Origin of the sequence: Allomuricauda sp. M10 (genome assembly GCF_020782875.1) — a bacterium.
In the GTDB taxonomy this organism is placed as follows: domain Bacteria; phylum Bacteroidota; class Bacteroidia; order Flavobacteriales; family Flavobacteriaceae; genus Flagellimonas.
On record NZ_JAJGBN010000003.1, the window covers coordinates 187942 to 200087 of the forward strand.

8 protein-coding genes and 1 tRNA gene are annotated in these 12146 nt (G+C 45.2%); 6 read left to right on the forward strand and 3 right to left on the reverse strand.

Annotated elements, in window-relative coordinates:
* Window positions 1-59 precede the first annotated feature (59 nt).
* The 3 genes from LKX84_RS09825 (at window position 60) to LKX84_RS09835 (ending at window position 3038) form a co-directional block, all read left to right on the forward strand.
* A tRNA-Gln gene (locus LKX84_RS09825) sits at window positions 60-131 on the forward strand.
* A 164-nt stretch (window positions 132-295) separates the two neighbouring features.
* Complete coding sequence (locus LKX84_RS09830) at window positions 296-751, forward strand: (2Fe-2S)-binding protein (RefSeq protein ID WP_228236994.1); 456 nt, start codon at window positions 296-298, stop codon at window positions 749-751.
* Between the two features lie 28 nt (window positions 752-779).
* Complete coding sequence (locus tag LKX84_RS09835) at window positions 780-3038, forward strand: xanthine dehydrogenase family protein molybdopterin-binding subunit (RefSeq protein ID WP_228236995.1); 2259 nt, start codon at window positions 780-782, stop codon at window positions 3036-3038.
* Between the two features lie 72 nt (window positions 3039-3110).
* Here LKX84_RS09835 and LKX84_RS09840 read toward each other — a convergent pair whose 3' ends face one another.
* Together LKX84_RS09840 and LKX84_RS09845 are read right to left on the reverse strand one after the other, a co-directional pair.
* Window positions 3111-4058: a TerC family protein gene (locus LKX84_RS09840; protein ID WP_228236996.1), complete on the reverse strand. Its 948-nt coding sequence runs from the start codon at window positions 4056-4058 to the stop codon at window positions 3111-3113.
* Window positions 4059-4199: 141 nt separating this feature from the next.
* Complete coding sequence (locus LKX84_RS09845; RefSeq protein ID WP_228236997.1) at window positions 4200-5300, reverse strand: adenylate/guanylate cyclase domain-containing protein; 1101 nt, start codon at window positions 5298-5300, stop codon at window positions 4200-4202.
* A 25-nt stretch (window positions 5301-5325) separates the two neighbouring features.
* On the opposite strand from LKX84_RS09845, the gene LKX84_RS09850 reads away from it, so the two are divergent.
* Window positions 5326-5859 (forward strand): GNAT family N-acetyltransferase, encoded by a 534-nt coding sequence (locus LKX84_RS09850; RefSeq protein WP_228236998.1) that lies wholly within the window; start codon window positions 5326-5328, stop codon window positions 5857-5859.
* 99 nt (window positions 5860-5958) lie between these two features.
* The gene (locus LKX84_RS09855; protein WP_228236999.1) at window positions 5959-7905 is read left to right on the forward strand and encodes a propionyl-CoA synthetase; all 1947 of its coding nucleotides are present in this window, start codon (window positions 5959-5961) and stop codon (window positions 7903-7905) included.
* A 36-nt stretch (window positions 7906-7941) separates the two neighbouring features.
* Here the strand turns inward: LKX84_RS09855 and LKX84_RS09860 are convergent, their stop codons facing one another.
* Window positions 7942-11343: a PA14 domain-containing protein gene (locus tag LKX84_RS09860; RefSeq protein WP_228237000.1), complete on the reverse strand. Its 3402-nt coding sequence runs from the start codon at window positions 11341-11343 to the stop codon at window positions 7942-7944.
* A 328-nt stretch (window positions 11344-11671) separates the two neighbouring features.
* Between LKX84_RS09860 and rimP the strand changes: the two genes are divergently transcribed.
* Entirely contained in the window at window positions 11672-12133 is a 462-nt protein-coding gene (rimP, locus tag LKX84_RS09865) for a ribosome assembly cofactor RimP (RefSeq protein ID WP_228237001.1), read from the forward strand.
* The last annotated feature ends 13 nt before the right edge of the window (window positions 12134-12146 follow it).

Consider the following 12146-nt stretch of genomic DNA (forward strand, 5'->3'; position numbering starts at 1 on the left):
AAGTTTGTTCTAAATTTGCACGCTCAAATGCTGAAACAATTTTAGCTTTGATGTGGTACTGGCCTATGGTGTAATTGGCAACACTACTGATTTTGGTTCAGTCATTCTAGGTTCGAGTCCTAGTAGGCCAACAAAAACCTCCCTTTCGGAAGATCGGGAGGTTTTTTTATGGGTCATTTTCTTCAGTTCTTTTCCTGATTCCATTCTTCATTAAAAGTTAATTTTTTCAAACTGTTTGAATAATGTAATCCATTTCCGGTTGCTTATCAATAATTTAAGGGCAACAAATTGGATTATGGCACTATTTAAGTTAAAAATCAACGGAAAAGAAAGTGAGGTCGACGTAGACCCATCAACCCCAATGCTGTGGGTGCTTCGGGATCATTTAAACCTTGTGGGCACCAAATATGGCTGTGGAATAGCACAATGTGGTGCATGCACCGTGCATTTGGACGGAACCGCAACAAGATCTTGTATGCTTACGGTTTCCATGGTTGGCAATTCAGAAATTACCACGATCGAAGGGCTATCGGAAAATGGGGATCACCCTGTGCAAAAAGCATGGTTGGAGGTAGATGTTCCCCAATGTGGGTATTGTCAGGCCGGACAGATCATGACCGCGGCTGCGTTTTTGGAAAAAAATCCAAATCCGACAGAAGAGGAAATTGAAATGGCCATGAACGGTAACATCTGCAGATGTGGTACCTACTTAAGGATACGAAAAGCGGTGAAAATGGCCGCCGAAGGATAATCAAAAAACTATTCAGAAAACAAGTTTCATGGATCAGATAAACAAATCTATAGGACGAAGGGCTTTTATCAGAAACACCGGACTTGCCGGAGGTGGATTGATACTGGGCTTCAGCTGGCTCAACTCTTGCAAACCCAAGCAGGTTACGGAAGAACAGGTGCTGCAAATGCCCAAGGAATGGTTCGAGATCAATTCCTACCTTAAAATAGGGGATAACGGTGTAGTTACCATTCTTTGTCCCAACCCGGAATTTGGGCAAAACGTGATGACCTCCATGCCCATGATCGTTGCCGAGGAACTCGATGTTGCTTGGGAAAATGTTATGGTAGAAATGGCGCCTTTCAATGCAGAAACATTCGGAATGCAATTTACAGGCGGTAGCCAAGGTATTCGTAGGAGGTGGGAAGGATTGCGCACTGTCGGTGCATCCGCCAAACAAATGTTGAAGGAGGCCGCAGCCCAACAATGGGGTGTTCCTGTTGCTGAAATTACCACGGAAAATGGGGTGTTGACACATAGTGCCAGTGGAAAATCCATAGGTTATGGTGAAATTGCTTCAGCGGCCGCAAAAATTGCCGTTCCAGAAGAAGTGACTTTAAAGACCCCGAAGGATTTTAAGGTTATCCGAACGTCAAAGAAAAATGTGGAAGGCAGTAAAATTGTTTCTGGCAAACCATTGTTCGGATTGGACTATCAGTATGAAGGGACCCTAACGGCCATGGCTACTCATCCACCGGCTTTTGGTCTTAAATTAAAATCTTTTGATGCCACCCAGGCGAAATCAATGCCCGGTATTGTGGATGTGTTTTCCATAAAGACATTAAATGACGATTATGAACGCAATTATTTCGATACCAATGCCTTTACCGAGCTTGTTGTAGTGGTGGGTAAGAGTACATGGGAAGTCATGAATGCCAAAAAGGCCCTTTCGGTGGAGTGGGAACCTATTCAGAATTATAGTTTTACCGTGGATAGATTTGGGGCCAAGGCAAAGACTGATGTGCCCAGTGGCTTGGAAAGCAGCGAAGGTCATTACGATCAAATGGTGGCCATGGCATCCAAACCTGGAAACGTGGTTCGTAAAGATGGAAACCCGGAAGAAGCCTTTAAAAAAGCGGCCAAGGTCATTGAACGCAGTTATACCTGTCCGTTTTTGGCCCACAACTGTATGGAGCCTATGAACTTCTTTGCCCATGTGACCGAGGATAGTGCGAAACTGGCGGGTCCTTTGCAGGCACCTTCCTTGATTGAAGGAACATTAGCCGCCCGTTTGGGTTTGCCTGTCGATAAAATTGAAATAGAAATGACCCGAATGGGTGGTGGATTTGGGAGAAGGGCCTATGCCCACTATGCCGTGGAAGCGGCTTTGATATCCAAACAAGTGAACGCCCCCGTTAAATTGATGTATACCCGAGAGGATGACATGACTTTCGGCATCTATAGACCATCCTACCATGCCACGTACAAAGCGGGGTTGGACGAAAACAACAATTTGGTGGCATTTCATGTGAAGGCAGGTGGGGTTCCCGAAACGCCACTTTTTGCGAACCGTTTCCCAGCTGGGGCGGTGGACAATTATTTGGCGGAACAATGGGAAATCAATTCGAACATAACCGTTGGAGCCTTTAGGGCGCCCAGATCTAATTTTATGGCAGGGGTAGAGCAATCCTTCTTGGATGAAGTGGCCGAACTGGCAGGAAAAGACCCTGTTGATTTCCGATTGGAACTTTTAGATCGAGCCAAAAACAATCCGGTAGGGGAGGAAAATGACTATGAAGCCGATAGATTGGCCGGGGTTTTGGAACTCGTCAAGGAAAAATCCAACTGGGGTGAGGCAAAACCGGGAATGTTCCGAGGGGTCTCCGCCTATTTTTGCCATAATACCTATGCTGCCCATGTGGTGGATCTGGCCATGGAAGGCGGAAATCCCCGTGTGCAGAACGCCTATTGTGCCATCGATTGTGGTATTGTGGTCAACCCCGATGCAGCGACCAATATGGCGGAAGGCGGTATTGTGGACGGAATTGGTAATGCCATGTACGGAACACTTTCGTTTAAGGATGGAGCTCCGCAGCAACAGAATTTTGATCGCTATCGAATGATCAGGAACAGTGAGGCTCCAAAAAATATCGAGGTACATTTTGTGCAAAACGAAATTGATCCCACAGGTTTGGGAGAACCTCCTTTTCCACCCGTTTTTGGAGCATTGGCCAACGCTTTGTACAAAGCCACGGGTAGCAGGAAGAATCATCAACCCTTCATCACGGATCGTGAACTGAAAGGATAAGTATCAAAATGGAATATAGATGACCTCCCCTTCTTGAGATTGGGAGGTTTTTTGTTTTCCAAATATTTAAGGTCAATGACTGCTGTTGGAATTCTTGTCCAAGAAAGAAACCAAAACGCCAATCAACAGGGAAAGTCCAATAAAACCAAGGGAAAGCCATTCAGGGAAAGTGTAGTGATGGGCCAAGATGAGTTTGACGCCCACAAAACTTAAAATGGCCACCAAGCTGTATTTAAGGTGTTGGAACCGATTGAGCATATTCGCCAAGAAAAAGTACATGGAGCGTAATCCCAAAATGGCAAAAATGTTGGAACTGAAGACCAAAAAGGGGTCTGAGGTAATGGCCAAAATGGCGGGAACGCTGTCCAGGGCGAACAAAATATCGGTAAACTCAATGACCACCAAAGCTATAAAAAGAGGAGTGGCCGCTGTGATATGACGAAGTTTGATAAAAAACTTTTGTCCCCGCATGTGCGAGGTAATGGGCATTATCTTTCTCAGGTTTCTGTAAATAAACGACTTTTTGGGATTGAACGGTTTTTCTTTGGAAACCACCATTCGAATGGCTGTAAAAATCAGAAAAGCGCCAAAAACATACGTGGTAAAGCTGAACTTTTTGATCAGCGCAACCCCAAAGAAAATCATTAACGCCCTAAAGATGATGGCGCCCAAAATACCCCAAAACAAAACGCGGTGTTGGTATTTCTGTGGAATCTTAAAAGAGCCGAAAATCACTGCGATCACAAAAATATTATCAATACTGAGCGAAAGTTCAATAAGATAACCAGTAAGGTATTTCATGCTGGCCTCTGTGGGTTTCAGGGCATCAGGATTCTCTATTCTGCCCGTACTGTAAAGCCAATAGATGACAAAGGAGAACAAGAGGGAAAGCGTCACCCAAATAGTGGTCCACATCGACGCTTCCTTCACACTGATGATATGGGCATTTTTATTAAAAACTCCTAGGTCGAGAGCCAAAAAGGAAAGTATCCCCAACAGGAAAATAATCCAAACCATCATACTTGTACTGTATCGCGACTGCGAAAATACCAAACCGCAATGGCATTGCTGAATTTCATCCCTAAATTTTCATTTTAATTAACAATGAAATCCTTGCCAAGGAAAAGTATGTGGCCTTCCCATATTCAAATGGACGGCTTTTTAAAGTTGGGTTGGAAAAAACAGGGTCATGGGTTCTTGTCTCCCTTCCAGAGTAACCGTTGCAATCGGTTTAAATGGAATGGCTCCTTTTTGATCAAGAGCCTCCTTTAGTTGCCCAGAAAGAAGCAATTCTTGATGATATGTTTTGCATAATTTCTGAATGCGGGAAGTGGCGTTCAACACATCCCCGGTAAAAAAGATCTCCTTCTTTAGTGCACCAATTTCACCCGTGGTCACCTGCCCCATATGCATGCCCGCCCGGAAGGAAGGGACCACACCATATTTTTTGTTGAAATAGGGCGACTTTTTCTCCAATCGGGCCTTCATTCCATAAAAACAATTAATGCAATTTTGATGTACAATGCCATCCTCTTTTTTCCAGGATATCACAATTTCATCGCCCACATATTGGTACACTTCACCTTTGTACTGGATAATGGCATCCGACAGTTGGTTGTAGTAATCCCTTAAAAATTGAAAGTAGGTTTGGTGGCCCAATTGCTCGGCCAGTGAGGTGGAGGATTTCATATCAACAAACATGAAAATGCGGTTTTCCGCTTTAGGTTGATGGTATTTTCCCGAGAAAAAGTTCAATAACACTTCATGTCCCAAATGTTCACTGATGCCCGAATACAGTAAGGACACAAAAATGCTAAAGGAGAGGGATACCATGGTACTTAAGAAAGTGGTACTCTTGATGTAATGTGAAAATTTGTCCCAAACTTCGCTGTCAAAAATTGAAATTCCCATTTCAATGCTGGCCGCTACAGGGAACATGATGATATTAATGACTAGCATGAACAGAAGATAAAATCCCATTTTATAAAGGATTTTTTGTCCAAAGCTTTTCGATTTAAACTGTTTTCCAAGCCAAAGTACTTCAACCGCGCCCATAGCGATCCCAACGGCAAATACGGCAAAAGAGGCAAAGAAAAAAATGGACCAATCCATTGTAATGTCCGTATCTGGTCGCTTGTTCTCGTAATCGGTGGCCATGGACTCGATCAACAGAATGAACCAACTCAAAACCAACCAGATGATTCCGAAGGGAAGAATACGCTTAAGGTAATAAGTGGTCTTGGGCGTCCTGAAGTTGCTCATGGTATAAAGGTAATAGGATTTTGTAATGGACAAAGACCTAATCGAACCAATGGTAAACGAAGGTGTTAAGATGAACATAGAATTTAAACGACTCCATGAAGTGAATACTGGTAATCTGCTCCTATTGATGAACCATGAACTGGTGCGTAGACAAATGCCATTGTTCCAAGGGGAATTCACAAAACAGGACCTTGACAGTTTTATAGCCGCCAAAGAGGAATTATGGGCCAACTTTGGGTATGGACCGTGGGCCTTTTATGTTGATGGTGATTTTGTGGGATGGGGCGGTTTGCAACCCGAGGATGGGGAAGCTGATTTGGCCATGGTCCTCCATCCTGATCATTGGGGCATGGGCAAATTATTGTACGGGATGATAATAGATAAGGCTTTCGGGGAAATGGGTTTGGATTCCGTTACCGTGCTATTTCCAGAGTCCAGAACGAAGATCAGAGGTTTGTTGCGCCTTGGGTTTCTGGAGGAAGGAAAGGTTGATGTAAACGGAGTGACATTTATTAGGTATCGATTGTGGAAGGAGGGCAGAGGACCTATATCAATTTAGCAAAATAAAATCCGTTCCGCAGGGGATTAATCTGTACTTTAGAGAGGTAATTGCTTTTAGAACTCCTTTGAAATCAAGTAGTTCTGATTAAGTGATTGCATGCACAAACAGATTAAACAAACTACACGAACAATGGAGCAGATTACGTATGAACAGGAGTTCAAGCGGTCCATAAAAGATCCGGAAAATTTCTGGATGGATCAAGCTTCGCAGATCAGTTGGTTCCAAAAGCCAACAAGGGCCATCACCAAGGATGAACATGGATTTTATCGGTGGTTCAAAGGAGGAAAATTAAATACATCGTATTTGGCATTGGATGTCCACATCGAAAACGGAAGGGGCAATGATATTGCCCTCATTTATGATTCCCCAGTTACCCAAACCGTAAAAAAATACACCTATCTCGAATTACGGGACATGGTGAGCCGCCTTGCCGGTGGCATGCAACGTTTGGGGGTTGAAAAAGGTGATACCGTCATCATTTATATGCCCATGATTCCCCAGGCCGTGGTTTCCATGTTGGCTTGTGCCAGATTGGGTGCCGTCCATTCCGTAGTGTTCGGTGGATTTGCTCCCCATGAGTTGGCCATCCGGATTGACGATGCCAAACCCAAAGCCATTATAACGGCTACCTCAGGGATTGAGGTGGATCGCATCATTCCGTATAAACCTATGGTGGATGAAGCCATAAAAATGGCGACCCATTCCCCAGAACACGTCATCGTCTTCAATCGAAAACTGGGAGCCGTTCGCCCCGATGGGGAAAATGATATTGATTATGCCACGCTGATGAAGATTGCCGATCCCGTTCGCTGGACCGAAGTGGATGCTACCGATCCCTTGTACATTTTATATACCTCCGGAACAACGGGCAAGCCAAAGGGAATCATTAGGGACAATGGCGGTCATGCAGTGGCCATGCACTACAGTATGAAACATATTTATGGGGTAAATCCTCGTGAAGTCTTCTGGGCGGCAAGTGATGTAGGTTGGGTGGTTGGGCACAGCTATATTGTGTATGCCCCGTTACTTTATGGTTGTACTACGGTACTTTTTGAAGGAAAACCAGTCCGAACACCCGATGCCTCTACTTTTTGGCGGGTGATCAGTGATCATGATGTAAACGTGATGTTTACGGCTCCTACTGCTATTCGTGCCATTAAAAAGGAGGACCCAAATGGCGAATTCATTAAACAGTTTGAAATGTGCAACCTTCGGTATCTTTTCTTGGCTGGGGAGCGATGCGATGTAAGCACACTGGAATGGGCCGGAGAAAAATTGAAGGTTCCCGTGATCGACCATTGGTGGCAAACCGAATCTGGATGGCCCATTGTGGCCAATATGATGGGATTTGAACATCATTTTGATGTAAAACCGGGATCGGCCACTAAACCTGTTTGTGGGTATGATGTGCAGATTCTCAGGGAAGATGGCTCCGAGGCCCAACCAGGCGAAGAAGGCTATGTGGCCGTAAAGTTACCGTTGCCCCCGGGTACCTTGCCCAATCTTTGGGGAGATACCCAACGGTTCATCAAAGGTTATTTGGAGCGATTTGAAGGCTATTATTTTTCTGGTGATGGCGGATATATTGATGAGGCCGGATATGTGTTCATCACCGGACGGGTAGATGATATCATCAATGTGGCCGGACACCGTTTGTCCACGGCAGAAATGGAAGAAGTGGTGGCGAAACACCCTGATGTGGCCGAATGCTGTGTGGTTGGCATAGAGGATGACCTGAAAGGACAGGTTCCCTTGGCACTGGCCGTGCTGAAAGCTGGGTCGGAGATTGAACATTTTCAATTGCAATCCGAAGTGGTGAACGACGTTCGCAAAGCAATAGGGCCCGTTGCTGCACTGAAAAAGGTATTGGTAGCGGAACGTTTGCCCAAGACCCGATCAGGAAAAATACTCCGAAAAATTATTCGGGCCATTGCCGATGGAAAGGAATACAATGTACCATCAACCATTGATGATCCAGAAATTTTGACCGAGATCCAAACCCTGTTCGAGGGACAAATGGTGGGCGTGTTCGAGAAAAAATGATTTAAAAAAAGGAGCCAATTTGGCTCCTTTTTTTCGTTAGTTTTTATTTACGCGATAGGTAACTTTTCTATTGGTGATGACTGTGCCTACTTTCAGGTTCAACGTTGCTTGGCTTGATGTTAGAGCGGAACAACTTGCTGTGGAGTTGGAGACCAACACCCGGAAGATATATCCGTTTTTATCCAAATCCGGATTGCTCACCGTAAGGTTGGCCGTAGAAGTTCCGCTGTAATCGGCGCCATCGGCCAACGGAACAAAATTACTTCCGCCATCAGTGCTTACTTCCCATTGGTAGGTATCAATTCCAGTGGTGGAAACGGAAAAACTTCCATTGTTGCCCACAATTATGTTTTGATCTGCAGGTTGTGTGTCAATTGTGAAAGGATCCACCGTAATGGTCTGTTCCACATCAAATGTGTTGCCTGAGGCATCTGTAATCCTGTATGTTCTAGTGATAATTTCTGGATTGGATCCTCCATTGCTTACATCACTGATAAATGTAACGGTCGGACTTGGGTCGCAGTTATCGGCTTCATCGGTAATCACAGTCACATCCGCTGTTGGAATATCTCCGGAGCAATACACGGTCAATGGGGCCGGAGCACTTGCCGTTGGTGCCGTTGGATCAACGGTAATGGTCGTTGTGGCAGCCAAATTCGGAGCTGCAGGGTCACCTGCCATGCCTCCATATTCCACTAAATATCCCTTGGGTTGATAATCGCCACTGGCAGCTCCTGTATTGGAAAGGTCGTTCCAAGAACCGGGCAAACCTACACCTGGAGCGGTTATGTGTGCATAGTCTTCGTCTCCGGACTGATTTGGTTCCCCAGCATTCCAGAACTCATAGCCATAAGCGGTACCACCTGCATTGCCCCTCCAAAACAAAGTTCCAGCTTCCGGACCGGTTACCCAATACCAATCCCCTTCCAAAGCGGCATCACTGGCGCCGATCCAACCAGCACCTGGTGCCTGCGAACCCAAAAGATCGGACTCATCTTGGATGGAAATGGTGGCCAAGTAACCTTGAAGACCATAAAAAGTTCGGAGGGCCGCTGCATCACGGGCGTTTGTCCAAGTAATGCCCAATGCAGGTACATATTCATAATAGTGGCCAGTTGAAGCCAAGTAATTTGCTTCATCCAAAACTATGGAAAAGGTACGGGTATCTCCAGAGGTTACCGTTGCCGTCGTCTGAAAAACAACTGCACTTACTGCGGTTTCAAATTCAGCAAGGGTGGCGGGCCCGGTCAAGGTCAATCTTCCTTCTGATACATCCCAACTGGATGAAATGTTGGGGTGGGTACCCGTGAGGGTCAACACATCCCCTGTATTGTTGTAATTACTTGTAATCTGAACATAAATAGCATCAAGAGTAGTGCTATCTGGGTCGGTAATGGACACACTCTCCGTAATATTTACGGTGCCACCCGGACAGAAAATCTGATCTCCTGTTGCGGTTATGGAAGGTGGTTGGTCGGCATTGAGCGTATCATCCCTAAAATCCAGATCCCCTCCAGAACCCAAATCCCCATCGGAATCAGGTAATACCAAGCTGCCCCCACTTGTCGTGGTAGGATCGTCAATAGTACCTCCTGGGTCCCCATAACCTGATGTGGTATCGATGTTGTTGTCCAATCCGTCGTTATCGGAATCGCTTCCAGAAAGTGTCAAAGCGGCCTCAGTAGTATCATTGGTACCATCATTGTCACTGTCGGTATCCAAGAAATCCGGGGTGCCATCTCCATCGGTATCAATATAGGCGATGCCACTAGTTTCATAAGCATTGTCCAATCCGTCGTTATCAGAATCGGTTCCCGATGGTGCCGTGTAACCTGTTGAAGTTTGCGCTTCCACGTTATCGGGAATGCCGTCCCCATCACTATCCAAATCTTGATAGTTGGGTATTCCATCACCATCAGTGTCCACAGTGGAGCAATCAAATGCCCCTCCATAACTGGCACCATGGACCCTTGCCCCAATCTGGTACGCCATCACCCTAAAAGATTGAAAATTACTGGCTGAAACGGTAAAGGTTATTTCTGTAATGGATCCTGAAGGAATAGCATTGGCACTTGCCAACCAGTTTCCATTGGTGTATTGAATCTGCATATCTGAAGTGGAAACCACAGGATCTGCCGATAAAAATACACTAACCGTTGTGCCTGTTGGTATCACTTGGGCAAATTGTAATGTAATGATGGACTGCCCTTGATAGGTTGATGTTGAGTTGGCCGCATATGTGGTGCCTGGATTTCCTTGGGCGTTAGAGGCGTTATTGAAATATTGTACGTTCGTTGCAGTCTGCACATAGGTGCTTCCTGTTGCTCCCCCACACTCATCCGTATCCAAAATGCCATCATTGTCGTCATCAACGTCCGTACTGTCCGGAACCCCATCATTATCCAAGTCGGGTTGGGAACAATTGGAATATAATTTGGAAAAAGGAATATTCTGTTTGGAAATGGAAGGTCCCTGATACTGTACGGCCAAGTTGGCACTTCCTCCGTTTTCAAAAAACAGGACGGTAATATCATGCAAGCCTGCTGTTAAGGTAACGGAACCCGATCTTTCTTGGTTGCCATGGTTTCCATCGTTGTCCACGATCTGTACTCCGTCAATGTAAAGTTTGGAACCATCATCCGAAGAGGTATAAAAGGTATAACTGCCAGCGGTATCGATGAGTAGGTAACCATTATATCGTATCCCGAAGCTATCCGTATCACCCGGGTCTTCTTGGTTTTGAAGTGCGTTGACATCAAAACTGGAATACACCCCGGAGCCCAATGCTCCAGAAGTGGGAATATTGTTTACCGTACTCCCTGAAGGAACCCCATCATAAAAATCAAAGTCGATTTCCCCGTTACAAATACCCGAGACCCCTTCAACTGCCACATTGTCGATAAAATATTGTTCGTTATTGTTGTTGTTGTACATCCGTACCCTGATTTCGAGAGAAGTGTTACTTGATGAGGCTATATTAACGGTGTAAGATGAATTCAGGGGATTTGAATTCGATCCCGATCTATTTACAAATTGTTGCCAAGAACCTCCATCAATACGGTATTCCCCAATAAAATAGTCCTGTCCATCGTCCATTTGGCTGGGGTCATTTACCCTGGTGTCCATACTAAAGCTGATGAAGGAATACCCGGTAATGTCGATGGAGTTTACTTGCCAAGTACCTGTTCCGCCCAAATTTCGGGCACGTAGTTCGTTGCTGCGCACAGAAAGCGCACTTCCACTGGTGGTGGTCCAACTAGAGGCCGATGGCCCCGAGGCCGTACCACTAGTGGTGCCGTTGCCATACGTGAAGTTTTCACTCCAAAGCGTAGTCTGCGAAAAAGAGAGGAAGGTTCCCCATAAAAAGAAAACCAATAAAGCCTTATAGCCATTGGAAATTTTAGGATATCTTCCCTTGACGAACAATGTTGAGGTCATGTTCCTTGTTGATTTGCATACAAAACTAATCTTGGTATACTTTACTGAAAATATTTGTTGTGAAATGGATAAATAGCCATGTTAATGGGTAAATTTGTTGAGTCTGGGTCTTGCCTTGCGTATGAAATTTTACGTGGAGTGATGTTGGAAAGGGCAAGTAAATTTAGGGTGGTCTAGACCAAATGCAACATGAATAAAGTACTGTCAAATGATTTGTGTGCCACATACTTGCACTTGCAGGAATATTTGTCGTATATTTGCGCCACTGAACGGATATAGAAGTATTCATGAGGGGACTTTGAGTCCCCTCTTTTATTGCTGATCTCTTATGTTGAAGGAAAAAGTGGAATCGTTGTTGAACAAGGCCTTGGAAGAACGTCCTTCCTTGTTTTTGATTGATTTTACCGTAGGCGGGGATAACACGATCAAAGTGGTTTTGGACGGTGATAAGGGAGTGAGCCTTCAAGATTGTATGGATGTGAGCAGGGCCATAGAGCATAACCTCGACCGTGAGGAAGAAGATTTTTCGCTTGAGGTAGCCTCCGCCGGAGCGGCTTCTCCCATGCGGTTGCCCCGTCAGTTTACCAAGAATATTGGAAGACAGTTAAAGGTGCGCACCAACGGCCAAGAATTGGAAGGTACATTGGTGGACGCCTCTGAAAATAGTATTACCTTGGAGTGGAAGGCGCGTGAGCCCAAACCCACCGGTAAGGGAAAGGTAACAGTACAGAAAAGGGAACAAATTGCCTTTTCTGATATCCAGGAAGCAAAAGTTATATTAAAATTTTAATCGTAGTAGAAAA

Bases quoted from the DNA above. Each gene is read 5' to 3' on its own strand.
- LKX84_RS09830 (WP_228236994.1), top strand. From the start codon at position 296: ATGGCACTATTTAAGTTAAAAATCAACGGAAAAGAAAGTGAGGTCGAC.
- LKX84_RS09835 (WP_228236995.1), top strand. From the start codon at position 780: ATGGATCAGATAAACAAATCTATAGGACGAAGGGCTTTTATCAGAAAC.
- LKX84_RS09840 (WP_228236996.1), bottom strand. From the start codon at position 4,058: ATGATGGTTTGGATTATTTTCCTGTTGGGGATACTTTCCTTTTTGGCT.
- LKX84_RS09845 (WP_228236997.1), bottom strand. From the start codon at position 5,300: ATGAGCAACTTCAGGACGCCCAAGACCACTTATTACCTTAAGCGTATT.
- LKX84_RS09850 (WP_228236998.1), top strand. From the start codon at position 5,326: ATGGACAAAGACCTAATCGAACCAATGGTAAACGAAGGTGTTAAGATG.
- LKX84_RS09855 (WP_228236999.1), top strand. From the start codon at position 5,959: ATGCACAAACAGATTAAACAAACTACACGAACAATGGAGCAGATTACG.
- LKX84_RS09860 (WP_228237000.1), bottom strand. From the start codon at position 11,343: ATGACCTCAACATTGTTCGTCAAGGGAAGATATCCTAAAATTTCCAAT.
- rimP (WP_228237001.1), top strand. From the start codon at position 11,672: ATGTTGAAGGAAAAAGTGGAATCGTTGTTGAACAAGGCCTTGGAAGAA.